The organism is Paenibacillus sp. P4_E11 (assembly GCF_056401635.1).
In genome coordinates, this window is sequence record NZ_JBFUIX010000026.1 from 1 (window position 1) to 22,004 (window position 22,004).

The 22,004-nt window shown below is 50.6% G+C and carries 19 protein-coding genes, 1 pseudogene and 1 other annotated feature; of the genes and pseudogenes, 8 read left to right on the forward strand and 12 right to left on the reverse strand.

The features are described 5' to 3' along the window. A partial coding sequence (locus AC1DWB_RS12530) for a hypothetical protein (RefSeq protein ID WP_477541403.1) occupies positions 1–1,015 on the forward strand: 1,015 nt, incomplete at its 5' end. An 89-nt stretch (positions 1,016–1,104) separates the two neighbouring features. Here the strand turns inward: AC1DWB_RS12530 and AC1DWB_RS12535 are convergent. Continuing rightward, entirely contained in the window at positions 1,105–2,364 is a 1,260-nt protein-coding gene (locus AC1DWB_RS12535; RefSeq protein WP_477541404.1) for an S-layer homology domain-containing protein, read from the reverse strand. Positions 2,365–2,568: 204 nt separating this feature from the next. Between AC1DWB_RS12535 and AC1DWB_RS12540 the strand changes: the two genes are divergently transcribed. Beyond that, a complete protein-coding gene (locus tag AC1DWB_RS12540) occupies positions 2,569–4,329 on the forward strand; it encodes an FAD-dependent oxidoreductase (RefSeq protein ID WP_477541405.1) in 1,761 nt (586 codons plus the stop codon). A gap of 319 nt (positions 4,330–4,648) precedes the next feature. Here the strand turns inward: AC1DWB_RS12540 and asd are convergent, their stop codons facing one another. The 7 genes from asd to AC1DWB_RS12575 all read right to left on the reverse strand — a co-directional run bounded on the left by asd (position 4,649) and on the right by AC1DWB_RS12575 (position 13,582). After that, positions 4,649–5,734, reverse strand: a complete 1,086-nt coding sequence (asd, locus tag AC1DWB_RS12545) for an aspartate-semialdehyde dehydrogenase (RefSeq protein WP_477541406.1) — start codon at positions 5,732–5,734, stop codon at positions 4,649–4,651. An 87-nt stretch (positions 5,735–5,821) separates the two neighbouring features. Continuing rightward, positions 5,822–6,085, reverse strand: a binding site (T-box leader). Between the two features lie 329 nt (positions 6,086–6,414). Further along, a complete protein-coding gene (locus AC1DWB_RS12550) occupies positions 6,415–7,863 on the reverse strand; it encodes an extracellular solute-binding protein (protein WP_477541407.1) in 1,449 nt (482 codons plus the stop codon). A 95-nt stretch (positions 7,864–7,958) separates the two neighbouring features. Next, complete coding sequence (locus tag AC1DWB_RS12555; RefSeq protein WP_477541408.1) at positions 7,959–9,185, reverse strand: GNAT family N-acetyltransferase; 1,227 nt, start codon at positions 9,183–9,185, stop codon at positions 7,959–7,961. Between the two features lie 4 nt (positions 9,186–9,189). Next, on the reverse strand, positions 9,190–10,392 hold the full coding sequence (locus tag AC1DWB_RS12560) for a DegT/DnrJ/EryC1/StrS family aminotransferase (protein ID WP_477541409.1): 1,203 nt from the start codon (positions 10,390–10,392) through the stop codon (positions 9,190–9,192). Between the two features lie 238 nt (positions 10,393–10,630). After that, positions 10,631–11,602: an ROK family protein gene (locus AC1DWB_RS12565; RefSeq protein ID WP_477541410.1), complete on the reverse strand. Its 972-nt coding sequence runs from the start codon at positions 11,600–11,602 to the stop codon at positions 10,631–10,633. A gap of 109 nt (positions 11,603–11,711) precedes the next feature. Next, positions 11,712–12,497 carry a DeoR/GlpR family DNA-binding transcription regulator gene (locus AC1DWB_RS12570; protein ID WP_477541411.1) on the reverse strand — a complete coding sequence of 262 codons (786 nt, stop codon included), beginning with the start codon at positions 12,495–12,497 and terminating at the stop codon, positions 11,712–11,714. A gap of 23 nt (positions 12,498–12,520) precedes the next feature. Then, a complete protein-coding gene (locus tag AC1DWB_RS12575) occupies positions 12,521–13,582 on the reverse strand; it encodes an SIS domain-containing protein (RefSeq protein WP_477541412.1) in 1,062 nt (353 codons plus the stop codon). Positions 13,583–13,828: 246 nt separating this feature from the next. Between AC1DWB_RS12575 and acsA the strand changes: the two genes are divergently transcribed. Continuing rightward, positions 13,829–15,556, forward strand: a complete 1,728-nt coding sequence (gene acsA, locus AC1DWB_RS12580) for an acetate--CoA ligase (protein ID WP_477541413.1) — start codon at positions 13,829–13,831, stop codon at positions 15,554–15,556. A 117-nt stretch (positions 15,557–15,673) separates the two neighbouring features. Here acsA and AC1DWB_RS12585 read toward each other — a convergent pair whose 3' ends face one another. Continuing rightward, on the reverse strand, positions 15,674–16,036 hold the full coding sequence (locus tag AC1DWB_RS12585) for a hypothetical protein (RefSeq protein WP_477541414.1): 363 nt from the start codon (positions 16,034–16,036) through the stop codon (positions 15,674–15,676). A gap of 234 nt (positions 16,037–16,270) precedes the next feature. Continuing rightward, on the reverse strand, positions 16,271–16,525 hold the full coding sequence (locus AC1DWB_RS12590; protein ID WP_477541415.1) for a hypothetical protein: 255 nt from the start codon (positions 16,523–16,525) through the stop codon (positions 16,271–16,273). A gap of 154 nt (positions 16,526–16,679) precedes the next feature. Here AC1DWB_RS12590 and AC1DWB_RS12595 point away from each other — a divergent pair, with 154 nt between their 5' ends. The 3 genes from AC1DWB_RS12595 to AC1DWB_RS12605 are packed head-to-tail and all read left to right on the forward strand — an operon-like array spanning position 16,680 to position 19,401. Next, complete coding sequence (locus AC1DWB_RS12595) at positions 16,680–17,600, forward strand: DUF2997 domain-containing protein (protein ID WP_477541416.1); 921 nt, start codon at positions 16,680–16,682, stop codon at positions 17,598–17,600. A 6-nt stretch (positions 17,601–17,606) separates the two neighbouring features. Then, the gene (locus AC1DWB_RS12600; protein WP_477541417.1) at positions 17,607–18,596 is read left to right on the forward strand and encodes a helix-hairpin-helix domain-containing protein; all 990 of its coding nucleotides are present in this window, start codon (positions 17,607–17,609) and stop codon (positions 18,594–18,596) included. A gap of 22 nt (positions 18,597–18,618) precedes the next feature. Further along, the gene (locus AC1DWB_RS12605; protein WP_477541418.1) at positions 18,619–19,401 is read left to right on the forward strand and encodes a ComEA family DNA-binding protein; all 783 of its coding nucleotides are present in this window, start codon (positions 18,619–18,621) and stop codon (positions 19,399–19,401) included. A 14-nt stretch (positions 19,402–19,415) separates the two neighbouring features. Here AC1DWB_RS12605 and AC1DWB_RS12610 read toward each other — a convergent pair. Then, positions 19,416–19,565, reverse strand: a pseudogene (locus tag AC1DWB_RS12610) (SPASM domain-containing protein); the annotation flags it as partial. 19 nt (positions 19,566–19,584) lie between these two features. Here AC1DWB_RS12610 and AC1DWB_RS12615 point away from each other — a divergent pair. Further along, entirely contained in the window at positions 19,585–20,322 is a 738-nt protein-coding gene (locus tag AC1DWB_RS12615) for a ComEA family DNA-binding protein (protein ID WP_477541419.1), read from the forward strand. A 15-nt stretch (positions 20,323–20,337) separates the two neighbouring features. Here AC1DWB_RS12615 and AC1DWB_RS12620 read toward each other — a convergent pair whose 3' ends face one another. Further along, a complete protein-coding gene (locus tag AC1DWB_RS12620; protein WP_477541420.1) occupies positions 20,338–21,213 on the reverse strand; it encodes a radical SAM/SPASM domain-containing protein in 876 nt (291 codons plus the stop codon). A 141-nt stretch (positions 21,214–21,354) separates the two neighbouring features. Between AC1DWB_RS12620 and AC1DWB_RS12625 the strand changes: the two genes are divergently transcribed. Continuing rightward, a complete protein-coding gene (locus AC1DWB_RS12625; RefSeq protein ID WP_477541421.1) occupies positions 21,355–21,939 on the forward strand; it encodes a dihydrofolate reductase family protein in 585 nt (194 codons plus the stop codon). Positions 21,940–22,004 lie beyond the last annotated feature (65 nt).

Here is a 22,004-nt window from a genome sequence, read left to right on the forward strand (position 1 = left end):
GCGCCAACTCAGCTTCCAGCCTTCGCACCCGCAGGCGTTGTATCGAATTAACTTGCCAACTGGTGCAAAGACAAGTTTATTCGCGTCCATGGTTCATTACGATGAGATTGAAGTTTCCCCTAACGGTCAATACGGGTTGGCCGCCATTGAAAACTATAACGAGATGTATGCCATCTACACTTACTCCGTTATCAAGCTGGACGGGACTGTACTTCACTCGTTCGATATCGATGCTATTCACCTAGTAAAGTGGTATCACAACGGAGAATCGATCGTGTATTTGCACAATAACAACGTCATGCACCTTAACCTCGTTACCGGGGAGACGACGACGATCATGGCAGCACCAGACTCAACGAGCAATGCCAGATTCGTCTCACTCGATACGTATTCGAAATCAGCTGGTTCCATCATTGCAGGCTGGGGAACGCACAACGATGAAGGCAAGTTCACGTATGATCTCTACGTCTTCTCTGATCCGACCGATAATTCACCTAACCGAATTCGCAATGTTGGCACGTTTTCCTGCTATGAAGGACCGTGTTATGCTCCAGGCGAACGAACCGTGAAGCAAGACAGCCTACATTTGGAACAGCAGATCATGAAGGAAGACAAATGGAACTGGATCGCCTATGAACTAGATTTGAATAGTGGTGAGAAGAAAGAAGCCGTATCCACTTATTCCCCACTAGATGATGGCAGCAAGAGAATCGTGGCACTGGAAGACGGAACATCGTTATGGATTCAGCCTAAGAATGGTGGAGAGGAATGGTTGCAGGTCGACCGGACCACGAATATGCGAACATCACTGCTGGAAACGAAGCTCGGCATGAACAAAGCATGGACACCGGTGTTGGAGATCGGAGCTGGCCAATATTTGATCCATCTCCCTGATCAGCCTTGGCAGCTAGTTAATACCGGTAACAAGAGCATGTCCACATTCGATGCGATCCCACCAGAAGTGCACGCGGTTCATAAGCATGGATCCGAGCTGTATTTCTTCAGTAGTAAATGATGGACTTAAACTCAAAAGCCCTACATCTGATAGATGCAGGGCTTTCCTTCTAACCTTATTATGATCTCGTCTGTCTAGCTGTCTCTAATTTATTTTACTTCAATAGAAGTAACTTTATTGTTAACACCTTTCAACTGTACATTTTGACCGGTGATCAGATTAGCTGCATTTCCGATAATCGTATAGGAAGGATCAACTTCATACACCTTCGTAGTTCCAGTCGTAGAGCCATACACGTCTTGGGTTATGCTGATGAGCTTAATCTTCTGCCCTTCGTACACTAATGTATTCAGTTTGCCGTCTTCCGTGAATGTTACGTTCGGTGTAGTTGTGCCTTGTTTCGTGATGTCTACGTAGAAGGCAATATTCGTGTTGCTTACCAATTTGACCGTTATTTCATCGCCTACTGTAACTTCTGTTAAAGGTACTCTCGCACCACCAGTGAATACCCATGCTCCAGCATCCAATAATACTTGCGTCGTCGTTCCATCCTTCTTCGTGACGTTCAGGACGTTACCGTTCACTGCCGTAACCGAGCCTTTCACCGCATCCTTCTCGAAGTTAGGTGTTTGCTGATCCGCACGGTCAACCAATGCTGCCATTTGAGCGCGTGTTACTGGAACGTTTGGACGGAATGTGTTGTTTTCGAACCCATCGATCAGGCCTTTTTCAACGGCAACCGCTACATAACCTACGGAACCGGCTGGAATTTCTTTAGCGTCCTTGAACTGCAGTTGTGTATTCATTTTTGCTTTTGCTTCGCCGTCAAGCTTAAGTGCTTTGACAAGCAAGGTCGTGGCCCACAGGCGATCTGCTGGTTTGTCAGGCTGTACAGTTGTTTCGGTCTCGCCGAACAAATCGTGCTCCAACGCTACAGCTACGTAACCTACAGCCCAAGCTGGGATTTTATCCGCATCCTTGAAATTCAGCTTCGTGCTCATCTCAGCTTGCGACTTCGCTTGCTCCTCAAGACCGAGTAAACGAACAGCCGCTGTGATCGCTTCTACACGGGAGATCGTGTTTCTTGGCTTGAATGATCCATCCTCGTAACCTTGGAAGATCCCTTTGGATGACAAGCTTGTAATATTTTTAATCGCCCATTCAACATCGGCGCCCTGCATATCGTAGAAGTTGAAGATGTTGATTGTACCGTTATTGATAATTTTGCTTCCGGTGTCCTTGCCTTTGCTGTCTTTAYCGTTGTTACCCTTCACGTTCTGCTCATAACGGTCACGGTCGTTGTCGTTTCCTTTGCCCTTGTTATTGTCAGCGAACGCTGCTGTGGAACCGCCAATCACCATTGCCAACGTCAATCCAGTAACGACTACTTGCTTGAACACTTTCTTCATAAAAACATCTCCCTCTCATTGTCAGAAAATATAGTGATAATAAGTCGTGCTGCTCTTCCTGTCTGATGCTGCAGAGAACCTTCGCGAAGTGTTCCTGGTTACGTTAGATTGTTTCGACTTTATAAAAACAATTGAGGGGGTCGCGACAACATGATAGACTAGAATAGCACATACGAACTACAACGCGAAGGAGCAACCCGGTCCATGTCAACAAGACGAATGCCTGCAATGAAACCTACCGTTTGGCTCATTATTTTCATAATAGCAGCAGCAATTGGAGTAACCGTTTTCTTCCTATGGACATCTATTGCCGAGGAAGATAAGACAGCACAGCCGAACGATCAAATAGTCCAAAATGCCCAGACGCCATTAACGAGCCCAAACCCACTTCCATCACCTAATAACCCATCATCTGGAAATACGATCGCAACAGGTACGCCTGCTGATCATACGACAACACCTGCACCGACGTCCTCCCAGACTCCGAATACACCTAAATCTGATGATAAGGCTGGAGCTGTACAACCTCCTGCTTCCACAGAGAAAGCCGACATTGTCATCATCGGTACCGAGATGGAAGGGATGTACTTGGCAAGGGCTGCGGTGGACGAAGGGCTGAAGGTTGTTGTACTGGACCCCAGGGATAAGGTAGGCGGCCAGCTGATTGAGGCGGAGATGCTGTTCCTCGACGAGACGAAGGATGATCAAGGGAAATCGCTCGTGCAAGGCCGCATGAAGCAATTGTTCGATGGGTTCAAGAATGGTAAAATTCGCAAGAAATCGGAGTTTGTACAATACTTCGATACGTTGAATAAGGACATCCCGATTGTGTCAGGCATCTCATTACTGGATGTGAAGGCTGTCCCGGGCAAGCTGTCTCAACAAGCAGTTCAGACCATTACATATCAAACAAAGGATCAACAGAAGAAGACAATCGAGGCGCAATATTGGGTCGAGAACACCGACAACGGCGCGATAACCCGCAAGCTTCAAGTAACTCGGATGCCCGGGCTGGAAGCATTCTACGGACAACACAACATCGAGTATATGAGTGCCGGAATCATGATGAAGTTCAAAGGCGTCGATTGGGCGAAGTTCTCAAGCAGCTTCAACGCGTTGACAGCTGAGGAAAAGAGCAAAAAGTACGGCGGAGGGTATGTGAACGAAAGCTTCGCCATCGGGTTATCCGGGATGACCAGCGCTTATCATTCAACGAACAACCGGGTATTCCTGCGCGGATTGAATGCAGTTAACCAACGGGATGGCGATGTGTTGATTAACGCCCTTCTCGTCTATACGATCGATCCCGCTGACCCTAAGTCTGTCGCAGAAGGCCTGGAACTGGGCAAGAAAGAACTGCCGCTCATTCGTGACCATTTCCGCAAAAGCATCGTAGGTTGGGAACATGTGGAGTTGAATGGATTCCCCGAGTACTTATATATTCGTGAGTACGATCACTACGAAACCGATTATGTGCTGAAGCCCTCGGACATGCTCGGGGGGAATATGTTCTGGGACAACGTTAGCATTGCTGGCTATCCGCTAGATCTGCAGGGTACGAGCGCCAGCAAATGGGGCATCGAGATGGGACGTCCGGACAAATACGGCATGCCATTACGAAGCTTCCTGCTGCGCAATTACGACAACRTCATCCTAGCGGGCAAGAACGTCGGTTCCTCCGCTATCGCCTATGGCAGCGCACGTATCCAGCCGAACACCGGACTCGCTGCCGAATCGATCGGCGTCATTTTGGGGCAGATTCAAGGGAAGAAGAAGCTGCGCGAGCTGAAGGAAGAAGACATGCGACCGCTGCATACTTATCTGGAGAGCAAGTATCATATTAAGCTGACCGGGGTCAAGGGCAACAATAAGATTACGGGCTGGACAGCGGATGAAGTGCACAAGCTGGATACGGGTGAGATCGTATATCCGCAATATATTAAAGTACGAAAGCCGCCCAAGTAGGGCGGCTTTTACTTTTGTTCGCTGAATAAAGAAACAGCGTCGGACTTGGACGCAATACGAAGCTGTCGATTCATTGTGAACACAGGAGTGGAAAGTGAAAGAGAGGACCTTTATACAATCAATGGAGGTTCAAACAAGATGTTTGAAACCTGGGGCCCCCGCAAAGTACTCGGAATTAACTACAGAGCTTGGCTTCACTTTGTGGGGATGACTAAGGGGTTCTTTTTCACTTGTAACGGCCGTCTGCTTCAATCAATGAATCGACAGCCGCAATATACGTCCTAGTCCAACGCTGCCGTTCGAATCCATTTGCTTGCTTCTATTTTGCCTGAATGTACCCTTCCGCTTTAAGCAATTCGGCGATCAGAACAGCACCACCCGCTGCTCCGCGTAATGTGTTATGCGAGAGTCCTACAAATTTGTAATCGTAGATGGAATCCTCGCGCAATCTACCCGCCGTAACTCCCATACCGCGCTCAATGTCACGGTCAAGTTTCGTCTGGGGTCTGTTCTCTTCTTCAAAATAAGTGATGAATTGCTTGGGTGCGCTTGGCAGGCCAAGCTCTTGTGGTCGCCCTTTGAATTGCAGCCAGCGATCGAGAATCTCATCTTTCGAAGGTTTGTTCTCAAACGAAACAAATACCGTAGCCAAATGCCCATCCGTTACTGGAACGCGAATACATTGTGTTGTAATTAATGGAGAACTTGCTTTGATAATTTCATTATTTACAATACTACCCCAGATGCGCAATGGCTCTTGCTCGCTTTTTTCTTCCTCACCGCCAATATAAGGGATCACATTATCTAACATATCGGGCCAATCGGTAAAATTTTTGCCAGCTCCAGATATCGCCTGATACGTCGATGCAACCACCTGTGTTGGTTTGTAATCCAGCAGTGCATGAAGGGCTGGCACATAGCTCTGAATGGAACAGTTGGGCTTAACGGCAATGAAACCGGTCGAGGTTCCAAGTCGCTTTCTCTGTGCAGCAATCACATCAAAATGACCTGGATTAATTTCCGGAATGACCATCGGAATGTCAGGCGTCCAACGGTGAGCCGAATTATTAGAGATAACAGGCGTACCTGTTTTGGCGTATGCCTCTTCCAACGCTTGAGTTTCAATCTTGTTCATATCAACGGCACAAAAAATAAAATCGACCTGAGTAGCAACCTCTTCCACGTTCGAAGCATCCTGAACGACGATATGTTTCACATCTTCAGGAATGGGGCTAGACAGCTTCCATCTGCCTTGTACAGATTCTTCATACGTTTTACCAGCCGAGCTGGCACTGGCTGCAATGTTCGTTACCTGAAACCAGGGATGCTGATCCAGCAACTGAACAAAACGCTGACCAACCATGCCCGTTCCTCCGACAATACCAACCTTCAGTTTTTGTGTCATTAGGTATTCAATCCTTTCGAAATGGAGTTATTCGGGTTTATCGAAATTAAAACAACAAAAAAATCCCACCCCCAAGACTTAATCAGTCTTAGGGACGAGATTCGTATACTCGTGGTACCACCCCAGATTCGCCAAAACGTTGCCGTATTAGCCTCTTCAAGTACGGCATTACCATGTAATGCTTATACTTTAGCTCTGTAACAGGAGCTCCTGTCACACCATCGCCTTTCGCGGGGTTCCGATGTGCTGCTCTGAGCCTTTTTTCAATAAAGAACGCTTTACTCCCTTTTCACCTAACGGAGCTCTCTGCAAAAGAATTCGTTTATTTACTCTTCTCTTCATCGCATTTGAATATTGCAATTAATTTTACCAGATATCTCTTGTGAGGTAAACAAAAATATGTCCGAAACAAGAAATACCGTCAGGAATCACAGGACGGTCCTTGGTGAATGAGTTAAGTTGTGTGCGCGGTGAGGGTATGTGAGGAGATTCCGCTTCTCCCCCCCCTCCCACACCCTCTTTCGTTCTTCTTTCGTATTAGGAGTTACGTCTTCCGTACAATCAAGGCATTACATCTTCCAAGTGGCAGAAAGGTTCCACCCCTAAAACTTATACTTCTATCTAAAAAAAGACTGTTCGCCAGGTCCGACACCCGACAAATAGCCTTTTCAGCGTACATCCTATTCAGTTACATGACTGCCCAACGCGCCCGCTTGCTCCAACAGATCATTCACACGGATACAAGCCGGTTCAGGTGACTCCATATTAGCCCATAAGACGTGCAACTCGCTATGCAACACACCTAGCTGGTCAGCAGACAAATGCAAGCTTTGCATCGTCTGCGCATACGGCATCACTTCAGCGAATGCATTATAGTTCGCCGGATGAATCGACAGATCAAGCAACCTGTTATCCATAGCAATCTGACGTCTAACCGGGATTGTACAGCCATGACGCTTCAAAAGCGACTGCGCTTCAGTGCCCAACATGAACTCGGCTAAGCTCTCCGCCACTTTAACCTTATCTCCGAATTTATTAACAGCCAGGGCACCGGCCACGAGCAGCGTTCCCTTATCCGTATTGCCTGGGAGCGGCAGTACATCCCACTTGAGATCGATTCCGCGAAACTCATTCATGAAGTAGTAGGTGGACATAACCATAGCCGCCCGCATTTTCTTAAACACCGTCTCTGCTAAAAAGCTGCTTCCGTGTGAATAAATCGGCGATACATGGTGCTTATACATCAGATCAATACAGAACTGCAACGCCTCGGCGTTGCGTGGGTCAGCAAACTTGCCAGTTCTGCCATCCTCCGAAACAAAGCTCCCGCCATTTTGCATAATAAAAGTAGGCCAGCGGTTCGAAGAAGACGAGAAACAAAACCCGTATTGCTGCATCATGCCGTCGTCACCGGTCTCTTCCGTACACTGCTTGGCAATGCGTAGCAAATCGTCCCAAGAGTTCATCGCTTGCGCATCGGCATCAGTAACACCCGCATGAGCGAACATTTCCTTGTTGTAGCAGATCACGACTGGAGAGAAATGGACCGGCATGGCCATCAGCTGTTGCTTATGACGAAAGGCGTCGAATAGTATAGGATAACTGTCCTTCTCAGGATCAATACTCTTAGGCGTAGACGGCTCCAGAAGGTGCAGCTTGTCCAGCTTAACGAAATCGCGGAAATGCGCATCCGATACGAAGAGCAGATCGGGACCTTTCCCCTCTTCCATCATCTGGGTCACACTGGTCACATATTGCTCAGCCGGTAATATAATCAGTTCCACTTGAACATAAGGATGCGACTTTTCATAACGATCGATGATCATTCTTACAATATCGGTTTCATAGGAACCCGAAAACCACGTCAACTTAATCGTCTGACGCGGGATTTCTTCTTCCGGTGGTTTAATACGGTTGCCCTTGCCGGCGATCTTCTCGATTAGCCCTTCTTCGACCAGTTGCGCGAGAACTTTCCGGACGGAGACACGACTGATTTTGTATTTCTCACTGAGCGTATTCTCAGGCAAAATAAATTCGCCCGGCTTAATAGCCCCGCTAAGTATCTCATTCTTCAGTTCCGTGAGAAAATTATTGTACCGTTCTTGAAACAAATTCCTTCTTTTCAGCAATGTAGACCGCTCCAATACAAGTTCATAAGTACATATTACCTTACGAGGAGCGGTTTTGTAAAATGAGTACATTACCAAATAATCACATTTCGTGATTAGACATAATTCAAGCCAGCTGGAGAAGGGAATGGAACGGGAAATATGGCTTTCCATGCCTCCTCTGATGGATACGGAATGTTGGTAGCGCCGTCACGGACCGGACTACTAGATTGAGAATCGAACAGGAGTGAAATCCATTCAGCTCCAGTCAGTACATAGTCAACATGGTCCCAGGACACCTTGACGTCAGCCGATGACGCCTCCTGCTCGATCTTGACTCTGGCGCATGCCGCCGCATCTACCGATTGCCAATAAGGCATTAACTGGGCAACAAGTGTTGCTGTATCAAGGACAAGCACAGACCCTGTGTGCTTCTGATGTTGGCTGTGTCCAACCACTTCGCTCAGGAGAGCAATGAGTTCGCGATCATAGGAAGCAACGGACACGTTCAACTGCTCCACACCTGCTTCCGCGAAGCCATGCGCGAGAATAGCGGCCACTGCTGTCGGACGGCCGCCCCATTCTACGGCGCAGGGCGCGCCCTTGGGCTTGACGGCGCCCGGCACAGCCAATACGGCGTATGCCTGCACGCCGTCATCGTCCTCCGCCACCCAGACTTGGTGGCGGAGCTTGCCGTTGCTGGCCATCGCCGAGGCTTGTATCAAGCCGGCGATGTCCCACACGCTCTGCTCGAAGCGGACGTGTCGGGCGTCCGCCAACTGCTTGACGGCGAACCAGTCGGCGCCGTCCAGTGCTCGTATGCGCAGCCGCCCAGTAGGGTCGGCTGCGGCCAGTAGCTTCTGCGCGCCGGTGGCGTCGAGCGGGAACTTCGCTATGTCGCCGAAGAGCTGGCTGCCGGCGCGCTCGTAGATGCCACGGTGGCCGGAGATGAGTATGAGCGAAGCTTTGGCTCTTCGGCCGTGAGCTATAATATGCTGCAGGATCAGGCCTGCGTAGCCCTTGCCCCGATGCTCTAGCTCTGTGCACACAGAGCCGATCGAATAGACGGCCAGTGTAGCCGGGCCGATCTTCACGATCGACGGCACTAACCCGATGAAGGACACTAGCCGGCCATCCACGAAGCAACCGAACGATTGCTTCAGGCTAGCAGAGAAAGCATGGGGATACGCGGTTCCCATGGAAATATGCTCCGCATCGCGGAACGTTCGGTCAGACAAGGCAACGGCCTCATCGATCTCTTCCTCGCGAATGGGACGAATAATTGGCGTCGACGCTGGATCTTGGACGGGGTCTGGATTCGAGCTTGGGTTAGATGTTGTCATCGGACTATATGTGGCTATGCATGACTTTGCGCACAGCTTCGGCTATATCATGAATGTCGGATTCATCTCCGAGCAGCATGTTCTGATGCAGCCACAACACTTCTTTCACACACAGCCGCTCACTGATAGGGCAGCTATATACGCGATTCTCGCCCGTCCACTTCTTCGTTTCGTTGATCACAGCCTGGTTCTGATTCAACGACACATAGCCCGACGATGCCGGAATTCCTTCAGCCACCAATTGCTTGATCACTTCGTTCTTATCGATCCGATTAGCCAAAGCTGCTTCCAGCTTGAACATGTACAAATGATAAGCGTGACGTGTGATGCCCGGATCGCGGCGCAATACTTGAATACCCTCGATCTCGCTCAGCAGTTGCGTCAACAGCTTGCCATTCCGTTCACGTGCTGCCATTTGCTCTTCCAGTCGCGTCATCTGTCCGATTAGGATCGCCGCTTGAAACTCCGTCATGCGCAAGTTCCAGCCGATGTGCTCATGCTGATACCAGCCGCCATTGCGAATGCGCCCTACGTTCGTAAGCGACCAAGCCATATCGGCCAACTCTTCGTTGTTGGTCAAGATCATGCCGCCTTCACCGGCGTTGATGTTTTTGCTGGACTGGAAGCTGAACGTACCAAGGTCGCCTTGCGCGCCTATACCCGTTCCATTCCACTGGCCGCCTACGGCTTGCGCGGAATCTTCGATCAGCCACAGGTTGTGCTTGGCCGCGATTGCCTTCAGTCGTGTCAGATCCGCAGGAGCGCCGCCGATATGAACCGCGATGATCGCTTTGGTCTTCGGCGTAATCGCCGCCTCGACTTTATCTGGGTCAATGAGCAGGGTGTCCGGCTCAACATCAACGAATACCGGAATGGCCCCGAACAAGAGCGCAGAGCTCGCCGTCGCGATGAATGTGTACGGAGGCATAATAACTTCGTCGCCAGGCTGAACCCCTGCTGCTTGTAAAGCAATCGTAATCGCAACGGTTCCGTTGACGATGGAGACTGCATACTTCGCATCATGGGCGGCGGCGAATTTCTCTTCGATGATAGGCAGCATCACGCGACCCGTACCGCCCCATTTGCCCGAGCGGACCACTTCGAGGATCAGTCGCTCTTCGACTTCATTATGAATCGGCCATTCCGGGAATGGTTTCGTACGCACCGGGGTACCGCCATTTATCGCTAGTTTCGGTTCAATTGTCATTGTTGCACGCTCCTATAAAATAACAATTTAGGTATCATACCTGTATTATATATTAGATAGTGGGCCTATGACTATATATAGTTAGTAGTAAACTTGGCGGTGGCTCCTTGTGGTGTTTGTTTGCCCTTGGAACGGCCGAGCTTGCTTTAATCAACTTATACTTTCTGGCGTGTAAATACGAAAAAGCGGACACCCTGTCCGCTTCTCCGTGTAATCGATTATTTATTGAGCTATTCGCTCAAGCACCTGCGCGTGCAAGTGCAAAGGCCGCGCTACCGACGACACCTGCGTCGTCGTTCATCTCGGCCAAGCGGATGTCCATCCGATCCAAGTACATCGGATGGACAATGCCTTGCAGCCCGCGACGCAACGGAGCGAGCAGCCGCTCGCCTGCATTGGCGGCCCCTCCGCCAATAATGATGACGTCGGGGCTCCACAGCGGAATCGCGTAGGAGAGCCCCTTCGCCAGCATGTAGCCGACGAAGTTCATGATGTAGACGGCTAGCTCGTCACCCGCGTCGTACGCGCGGGAGATGTCTGCGGCGGTGATGGCCGCCCGCTGCTCGGCGTCCGGGAACCAGTCGGCCAGTAGACTTGCCCGGCCGGCCTCAAGTTGTTCGCGCGCGATACGGGCGATGCCAGTCGCCGAAGCGATCGTCTCCAGGCAGCCGTGCAGCCCGCAGCCGCAAGGCGCGCTCTCGCCCTCCATCACGATGTGGCCGATCTCGCCGGCCTGGAAGCCGCCACCATAATACTGGCGGCCGTTGTTGATCATCGCCGCGGCGATGCCGGTGCCGAGTGTGATGCCCATGATATGGGCATACCCGCGTCCCGCGCCACGGACGGCTTCGCCGTAGATATACATCTTCACATCGTTGTCGATGTACACAGGAATGCCGCCCAGCAGGCCGCTTAGCTTCTCCGTCACCGGCACATCGTGCCACTTCAAGTTACCGGCGAAGATGGCGACACCGCGCTCCGGGTCAACGATGCCCGGATTGCCCATGCCGACGGCTGTCAGATCGCCGCGCCCTGCGCCTTGCTCCTGCAGCAGCTCATCGATCATCCCGGCAATATGACTCAGCACATAGTCGGCGCCGTTCGCTGCGCCCGTCGGCTTCTTCACTTTGCGTAGCAGTTCCAGCTCGCTATTCAGCAGCCCGCACACGATGTTCGTTCCACCAATGTCCACACCTACTACATAACTCATATCCGGCACACTCCCATGTCCACGATCACTCATATTTCTATCAGAATCTGTACATCTCCTACGAACCTGCAATCCTAGTGTACATAATTATACACCAGTTGTTCCTCCCTCATTCCGCTACATACACGCGGATGTTCTGACGGTTCAACTCTTGTTGAAAGGAAGCTTCAAGCGGAGCGTCGGTAATACAAGCCTGAGCCGCAGACAGCGGAGCGATCGAGAACAAGGACGCTCGCCCTACCTTCGTTCGATCGAACACCGCATACGTCTGATCGGAACGCTTGATCAGCATCTTGGCGATTTGAGCTTCCGATTCCGAGTAGGTCGTCAGCCCTTGCGACAAGGCGACTCCGTCGAGACCCAGAAACATTTTACCTATATTCAGACTCTCGATGACCTTCTCGGACAACGGCCCGCATAGCTCGAAGCTCTTATGCCGAAGGACGCCACCCGCTACCACAACCTGGATATCATCGCTGTCCGCGAGCTCCATCGCGATATTGATCGCATTGGTCACGACCGTGATGCCTCTGCGGTGCTTGATGGCCCGAGCGATGTGGAACGTCGTCGTTCCGCCGGACAGACCGATAATGTCGCCCTCTTCGATCAACGCTGCCGCCGTCGCCGCAATTCGCTCCTTCTCCAGCCAGGAGATCGAAGTCTTCTCTTGGAAAGACACTTCGCGCGCCGGACTGTGCCCGTCATAGATGGCCCCGCCAATCGTACGGATGATTGCCTCGGACTTCTCCAGCATATCCAAGTCGCGTCGCGCCGTCGCTTCCGAGCAATGCAACGTATCCACGATATCCTGCACCGAGACACGACCTTTCTGCTTGAGCATCGTTACAATCGTGTCTCTGCGTTGATCGCCCTTGGAAAGCGATTGACCGCCCATGCCCGATTCCTCCATCCTGCTTGCTAAATCTTCACAACTTGCGTCAAATTACGCGGGTGATCCGGATCTACATTGTTTTTCAAAGCCGTATAGTACCCGATATATTGCAACACCGGCAAATACAACACACTGCGAGCTTCATCGGACAAGGAGCTTCCACCTACTTCGAACACGGCATCGGCAAATTCTGTATCCGCACCCTTGGCTGACGTGACGATCAGAACTGTAGCGCCGTAAGCTTTCATCTCTTCCGCTACTTTCACTTCGAACGAGCGAGCGGTCTCCGACAGCAGCAGCACGATCAGCGTGCCTGGCTCGACAATCGACTTAGGACCATGACGGAATTCTAGCGTACCGAAGCTTTCGGTCCATACATAGGACATTTCTTTGATTTTCAGGCAAGCCTCTTGAGAAAGTCCGTAGTACGCGCCCATGCCCAAGTAGACGAATTTGTTCAACGCATGATCTTGCACCAACGATTTGGCAAAAGGATCAGCAGCCTTCACCACAGCCGCATCAGCCGCGACTACTTGACCGATTTCTTCCCACAGTTGCGCTTGACCTGAAGCGATCGCTATGGCAGCTTGCATCTGCAACGTCATGCTGCTGAGCGATTTGGTCATAACGGTACTCTTCTCTTTGCCAAGCGGGGAGACGAGGCAATCGCACATTTGCGCCATTTTGCTATCCTCGTAGCACGTAATCCCGCATGTGGTCCAACCTTCTAACGATTTGACCGAATCCAGTGCGAGAATGACTTCCGTCGATTCACCCGAGCGAGATACGCCAACCAACAACGTCTTGCGTCCAGGTACGGCCGCGGTGTCACGGAATAAATAAATTTCCGAAGAAGGTTGTGCCGAAGAGCTGCGTCCTAACCATTTGCGGAAAGTAGCGGCCATCGTCTGAGCTTGATAATAGGATGAACCGGATCCGATAAAAATAACTTCGTCATACTCAGTGTTGCCGATATATTGCGAAACCCATTCTTTCTGAGACGTTTCCAAATGGCGTACTGCTGCTGCCAGTGCGTCTGCTTGAGCGGAAATTTCCGGGTAAGTCAATTGACCAAAATTTGTTTGCATAAAGTCATCTCTCCTCTTTCATCCATCTGAATACTTACTATCTTCAGTATAAGATGTAGAAATGATTTTATCAATCATTATAATGACTTTTTCAATCATTTTATTAAGGGACATTTTTTCGAAACGTCATTTTGGCATGAAAAGGGAAAAAGTAAATTCAAAAAGCTGCTACCGTATGTTACAATGTTAGGGTTAAATTTATAACAGGATAGAGACAAGTACTAATCGACTGGGAGGAAGGGAATTATGTTGGAAAATCAAGAAGACATCATTCAAGCAAGCGCTGCCAATTCGAATCTCCACAATTATGAGGAAGCCCGCGATAGCTTCAAATGGGAAGACGTTGAAAAGCAGTTCAGCTGGTATACGACCGGCAAGGTGAACATGGCTTATGAAGCGATTGACCGTCATGCTGAATCTGGCCGCCGCGACAAGGTTGCGCTCTATTACAGCGATGCGACCCGCGATGAGAAATACACGTTCGCCGAGATGAAAGCGAATTCTAATAAATTCGGTAACGTGCTGCGTAAGATTGGCGTTGGGAAAGGCGACCGTATCTTCATCTTCATGCCGCGCACACCGGAGCTGTACTTCGCCCTGCTTGGTTCGCTCAAGGTTGGCGCGATCGTCGGCCCGCTGTTCGAAGCGTTCATGGAGACAGCTGTTCGCGACCGACTGGAAGACAGCGAAGCCGTCGCCATCATTACGACACCGTCGCAATTGCCACGCGTACCCGTTAATGAGCTGCCGAATCTAAAGCATATCATTCTCGTTGGCGATAACGTTGACGCATCAGCCGCTGGGCAAATCAACTTCCATCAAGAAATGGCTACTGCCTCCGAATCACTCGATATCGAGTGGTTGGACCGCGAGGACGGCCTTATTCTACACTATACATCCGGTTCTACCGGCAAGCCTAAAGGTGTGTTTCATGCGCAGAACGCGATGATCCAACATTACTATACAGGCCGCATCGTGCTCGACCTGCAGGAAGATGACGTATACTGGTGTACCGCCGATCCAGGTTGGGTCACGGGAACGTCTTACGGTATATTCGCTCCATGGCTGAACGGCGCGACGAACGTCATTCGTGGCGGCCGCTTCAGCCCGCAGGACTGGTACAACACCTTGCAGCGCTATGGTGTAACTGTCTGGTACAGTGCGCCGACCGCATTCCGCATGCTGATGGGCGCAGGCGACGATGTCGTGAAGCAGTATGACTTGTCCAAGGTGCGTCACGTGCTGAGTGTTGGTGAGCCGCTTAACCCAGAAGTCGTACGTTGGGGCATGAAAGTATACAACAAGCGTATCCACGATACTTGGTGGATGACAGAAACAGGCGGTCAACTGATCTGCAACTATCCGTCAATGGCGATCAAGCCAGGCTCGATGGGCCGTCCGATTCCAGGCGTAGATGCCGCCATCCTCGATGACGAAGGGAACGTGCTCCCTCCTTACCGGATGGGCAACCTGGCGATCAAAACACCTTGGCCGTCGATGATGCGCAAGATCTGGAACAACCCTTCGAAGTATGCGGAGTACTTCCGCCTCGAAGGGTGGTATGTGTCCGGCGACTCGGCCTATATGGATGAGGACGGCTACTTCTGGTTCCAGGGCCGCGTTGATGATGTAATCAACACGGCTGGCGAGCGCGTTGGACCGTTCGAAGTCGAGAGCAAGCTCGTCGAACATCCGGCTGTAGCCGAAGCTGGCGTCATCGGTAAGCCCGACCCGCTGCGCGGTGAAGTGATCAAGGCGTTCATCTCGCTACGCGAAGGCTTCACGCCGTCCGACGAACTGAAGGCGGACATCGCCAAGTTCGTCAAGGAAGGGCTGTCCGCGCATGCTGCTCCGCGCGAGATCGAGTTCAAGGATAAGCTGCCGAAGACGCGCAGCGGTAAGATTATGCGCCGCGTGCTTAAGGCGTGGGAGCTTGGATTGCCGACTGGCGACCTGTCGACGATCGAAGATTAAGATTAGTGTATGCAGGGTGCCATCCGTCGTGGATGGCACCCTTTTCGCCTGAAATGAGGCTGTCGATTAACTGTTGATAGAAGCAAAAACGGCCGTTCCAAGTGAAAAAGGACCCCTTTAGCTCAAACATCTTGTTTGAACCTCCCTGATTGTATAAGGGATTTTGCGGTATGGAGGTTCAAGCCAAAACTCGCCAGGGTCCTCTTTTTCACTTTCCACTCCTGTGTTCACAATGAATCGACTGCTGCTCTGCAAGTCCGAAAATTGGCCTGCAGCCCGGGAAATGGCAACCTGCTTCGCCCCAAGGCCGATTTTCGGCCTTGCAGCCCGGGAAATGGTAACCTGCTTCGCTCCAAGACCGAAAATCGGCCTTTGCACGGCTTCGCGGCGTGCCTCCACGCGTTGTAAGACGATTTTTTCGTCTTGCACGGCTTCGCTGGGCGCTTCCTCGAGCTGTAAGACGATTTTTTCGTCTTGCACGGCTTCGCGGCCAGCTTTCTCAAGCTGTAAGACGATTTTTTCGTCTTACACAGCTCAGCGGCTCGGCGACATGCCTTCACGGGCTGAAAGGCGATGATTTCACCTTACCAGTACAAGGCCAAGATCTCGAATTGTGATCTTGGCCTTGTTCGTGCCCCAGCCCTTTGACCCACCTGTAAACTGCTCATCAGCTCCCTAACTCAAAACAAACTAGTTGTGGTCACCCCTCACTTCCTACAACTCTGGCAGTAACACATATAAGGTGGTGGCAGCTAAGTTGGATAGCTTGCGCAGGCCGAACGTTACCGTGCCACTGGTGGGCATCAGATCAACGTAACTTATCAACTGCCAGCCCGTACCCACCGGATAAGCCGCGGTGCTTATGCCCAACTGACTCGTATAAGTGGCAGCCCCTGTACTGGCCGCAGATGGCTTGGCATAAAAGGCGATATATACGTATTTGCCAGCAAGACGAGGGTAATCCGCCATATCGATCAGGTCTAATCTGCCCCCGCCGTTATTCCGAGCGCGAACGAAATGTCGTTTTGTTAGAGGGATAATACCCTCTTTTGTCGAATATAAAAGGCAAGTTGTAGTTCTGTGGCATCACCGTTATGTCTCATCGATCAAGGAGGTACGCCCATTGTCTTCCCCGCAAATTCCTGTACACATCTATCCGGACGGCCGAATTGAGGCCGAAGTAATTGGAATCAAAGGTAAAGCGAGTCTCGACTATATCCCGATCTTGGAGCAGTTGCTCATTGCGGAAACTGTAGACTCTGATTATACAGCCGACCAGATGTCGATCACCCTATCACTCGTCCCTGTCGCTCTAACACTGCGGATCGCTATGGGAGGAGAGAACTTCAGGAACTGGTCCGAATCGATGCAGGTCCAAGTTCCCACATCCTTCGCTAGCGAGCTTGAATTGATCCGAACCGTACGCAAAGCTGGCTATGAGACCGATAAGTGGTCAGGGTTGATCAAAACCCACTTGGACGGCGAGCAACTACGCCTATACTGGCAGCAGATTGACGGAAGATGGTACGCTATATTCGGCAGAGCGGATTCCAGGCAAAAGATTGATCGCTTCGTCGCGGATATGAACCAGGCTGCTGGACGCCAAGTATTCAGCAACACTTCGACCCAGGCGTCGAATCTGTCCGAAGCATCTCCCCACGAAGGAACGGTTCTGGATCCCGCATCGGTTGCCCCCTCATTCCCTACCAATTTCCGTGACGGGGAGCTGTTGTTCCGGACGTTGAAGGACTTGGGGCTGAACCCTATGCGTAGGGGAGAAGACATCACTTGCCAAGCCGACTCCTCCATTCTGGTGTTCCGGCAGTCCGGCATCAGTCCTTTCTATGTAGAAGTGCACCATGCCCCAGACTTGCGTAATGTGTTCGGACATCTCTCGAACATCGACGACGATTATAAACGCTGTGTGCAAGCACTTGTATACGAACACTTGAAGGACCGCGTCGACTCGCGTAACATGACCGTGAACGGCGAAGAAGTACAGGATGACAATTCTATCATCGTCACATTGACCATCAGGAGCTGAGCTTGAATGGGATACATCGACATCCAGCATATTGCCGAGATTTGTGCGCGATTTTCCGGGCCCCACTATTACGTTAGCCATATGATACCACAGTCCCAACTTGCCAATGTTCAGGACAAAATCGAGAATGCCCGCAAAAGCTTCCCGATTCCTTCCAACGAATACGTCGTTGTCTTGTTGGATGCCACTCTGTTCAACTCGGGCAAAAACGGCTTGGCGATATGTACGTCCGGCTTATACTGGCACAATAACTGGACGGTTAAGACCGCATACAATTATTGCTCATGGGAATATCTCGCTACGGCCTATATTCAACAGCATGACCAATACTCGTTGGAACTCGGCCCTGACTGTATCGTCGGATTAGCAAGCTGCCCGTTCGATAAGAACGTTCTCATTCAATTGCTCCAAGAACTGCAGCGATACGTCGGCCATGCCTTAAGCGAATCGAATACAACCGTGACGATGACCATTCAGACAGAGGCTTCATTGCCTGTGGAAGATTGGATGATCGCGGTCGCAGGCCAACAATACGGCCCATACGATCTTGGAAGTATTAGAACGATGGTCGTGACGAAGCAGCTCGTACCTGAAGACACCTATGTGTGGAGGCAGGGAATGGCCGAGTGGGTGCTATTCTTGCACATTCCAGGATTGGCGGCCCTTGTCCCGCCTGCCATGCCGCCTGTTCCACCAGCACTATCCCAGCGGCCAGTATCGAGCTACACATCCGGACCAACAGCTTCATCCCCTCAGGAGGCATATGGACTTTCAGCTGATTCAATAGGAGCCACCGGTTCCAAAACAGTTAACGTGAACACCGCTTCTTGGGAATCGTTGCTGGAGCTGCCAGGGATCGGACTCACAAGTGCCAAACGACTTGTTCAGCAGCGCGATGTTATTGGAGGGTTCACTTCGGTTGAGGAAATGGGCGATCTGTTAGGGTTGAAACCCCATCAAGTGGTGAAGCTGCGGTCGCGTATTTTATTCGAATAACTTGAATTTGGAGGGTTGCAAGATGGAACGTTCGGAGAAAGGATGGTTATGGAAGCTGGTACAGTCTTGGTGGATTTTGTTGACATTCACCTTGTTCTTTAACTGGGTTGCGTTTTTCTATATTGCCTATAGATCGAAGAAAGCAAGCTGGTATTTCTGGACGCTGGTCTATATCATTCCCGTCATCCTGCTCTTCACAGATATTTTGGGTAGCGAAAATTGGCTATATAATGTGATGATGACCTATTTGTTATTGGGGTGGATCGGCTCGATCATTCATGCCTTCATCGTCCGGAAGGAATTCCTGATTCGTCTGGAGGCCCGGCAATGGGCTGTACAGGAAGAAGAGGACAGTCTGAAGCGTCAGGTAGGGATAGAGTTCGGCGTGCCCCTTCGGAGCACTCCCGGGCAAGTTCAACCACAGTTCGATTCTAACTTTGCACCTCCGCCAATGCCCGGTCAAGCCAAATCGGCCCCGGTTACGAAGCCTGCAGTTGGCGTATTCGGCACTTCGCAATCAGGAGGCGATGCAGGCAAGACAGGTACTGCTCCAGTATGGCCGGATGCCGTGAATCTCAACACAGCCACCGAAGATACGATCGCGGCGCTGCCCGGCATTGGAATCATCCTAGCCAAGAAAGCATGCCAGCATCGGCTGGCGAATGGCGGATTCAGCTCAGTGGACGAGTTCTTCGAGATACTCGGTGCGAAGGCCCACGTTATCCAACGTGTAAGGCCGCTCATTACGGTCCGACTTGCCCCGACTCCCCCTCCGCCGCCTGGTGGACACACGGTCGATTCCTGAACGTAATCGTCGCTCTAAGCGCCGAAGCGTTGTCTGTACTCGTACTTCCGGCATACTTCCTCGACCGCTTCTCTCCTGGAAAATCCGTGGAACAGATTATTCGCCCGCTCACTCTCTACGATTTCCGAGAATGGCGTGTCGTGGACATTGCCGATGTTGAATAAGAATTGGAGGAATGGATCAATGCTGCGTTCGCAGAGAGGCTGGCTATGGCGATTGGCCCAATCTTGGTGGATATTGTTGACTTTCGTGCTTTTATTTAATTGGACTGCCTTCCTCTACATAGCCATAAGAACGAAAAATCTGAAATGGTACGGTTGTAGCGTACTCTATATGCTTCCGAACATTTTGCTTTTCACCTTGACTGAGGAGGCTGATGCTTGGAGTGACTACCCAAAATTATTAATCATAAGCGCGAGCGAGATGGGTTCCATCATACATGCATTCAAGGTTCGAAATAGATACTTGATGCTTCTGGAGGCCAGACTGAATGCTCGTCTCGTTACAGAGTATGGCTTGCCTAATGGGCAAATACAGTCGCAATATAATACATCAACTACACCTCCATCACTACCTGGGCAAGCCAAATCGGCCCCGGTTACGAAGCCTGCAGTTGGCGTATTCGGCACTTCGCAATCGGTGGGAGGCAACGGCCCCACTGCCTCCGTATCTTGGCCGGATGCCGTCAATCTCAACACAGCCACCGAAGATACGATCGCGGCGCTGCCCGGCATTGGAATCATCCTAGCCAAGAAAGCATTACAGCATCGGCAAACGAAGGGCGGATTCAGCTCGGTGGACGAGTTCTTCGAGATACTTGGTGCGAAAGCCCACGTTATCCAACGCGTAAGGCCGCTCGTTACCGTCAATACTACCCTGCCGCCACCTCCGTTGCCTGGTGGACACACAGTGGATTCATAATCGCAATCGGTCGCATTAAGCGCCAAACCGCTGTCTATACCCGCACTTCCGGCATAGTTCCTCGACCGCTTCTCTCCTGGAGAACCCGTAGAACAGATTATTCGCTCGTTCGCTTTCTACGATTTCAGAGAAAGGCGTGTCGTGGACATTGCCCAGATTAATAACTCCCTCTCCGTCCAGGCAGCAAGGCACAACCGTCCCGTCGACGAGTACCGCCGCTTGACTGCGAAGTGCATGACAGAAACCTTTGCCGTCATCTTCGGGAGCGCTTAGACTAGGCCATTGAAATTCGTGATCTTGATTAATATAGACCCGATCGGCAATCTTCACGCCGCTGCCTGGTATTACCTTCTCTTCAATCCGATAGTCGAGGTTGAACTCCTTCTCCAGAATCTCAAGCGTCTGCCGATTTCGGCTCTTCTCTGCGTTCGTCGCATTGTCTGGCGTCAAATTCCACAATCGGAATGAGAAGATGACTTTGTGTGGAGCGGCTTCCCGGACAAAGGAAAGAATATTGGTCAAGTACCCTTCCCGATCTTGCGACCCCTCATGACCATCGAAGCTGTGGAGTGAGAAGTTCATTTGCCGAAGAGCTGGTTTCCCTAGTATGTTGGGGCCAGCCTTATGAATCAATGTTCCGTTCGTCGTGATGTTCACCTTGAACCCTTTGGCATGGCTGGCATCGAGCAGCTCACCGAGCTTCGGATGAAGGAGCGGTTCACCCTTCACGTGCAGGTAGATGTGATTCGTGTGCGGCTTGATCTGATCCAATATATGATTGAACGTATCCAGCTTGATGAAATTAGCCTTTCGTGCCGTCTGCGGACAGAAGGTGCAGGCCAGGTTGCATACGCTTGTAATTTCTATATATACTTTTTTGAAAGTTTTCACGATTTGGTTCCAACCCTTTCCGCAAGATCGAACGATCTTGAACTCATTCTGTATTATAGCATGTGATAGAAATTAATGTTTCATTGTGTCTATTCTACCGAGGAACAAAATACAAATGTTGAAATCCAAAGGAGAATGAACATGAGAAAAGTCGTTTTATTCATGCACGTATCGCTTGATGGCTTCGCAGCAGGACCAAACGGAGAATTAGATTGGATTCCATACGATGAAGAAATGATTGGGTATGCAGATGAAATCGTTAGTACAGTAGGCTCACCCGTGTACGGACGTGTAACTTATCAAATGATGGAAGGCTATTGGCCTACTGTGCTGGAGAACCCATCTGGAAGTAGTAAGCATGAGATCGATCATGCCAATTGGATTGAGAACGTTGACAAAATCGTCATTTCCAACAGTCTCGAAAAAGTGGAGTGGAATCGTACAAGGTTGATCAAGGAAAATATTGCAGAAGAAATCGCCGAACTCAAGCAGCAGCCCGGGAAGGATCTTGTGATTTTCGGCAGTCCAGGTCTGGCACAAACATTTATTCAGCTGGACTTAATCGATGAGTATCGACTTACCTTATGTCCAGTAGTATTAGGTAGTGGAATCCGATTATTCCGAGACAACCCGGATATGATTAACCTGAAGCTCTTGTCTGCCAGAACTTATCGTTCAGGTGTTATAGCTCTCCACTATCAGTCGGTGAAAAATAACGCTGAATGATCAGAGCCATGTAAGAAACCATGAGCGATCACAAAATGCCTCACCCAAACCGGGTGAGGCATTTT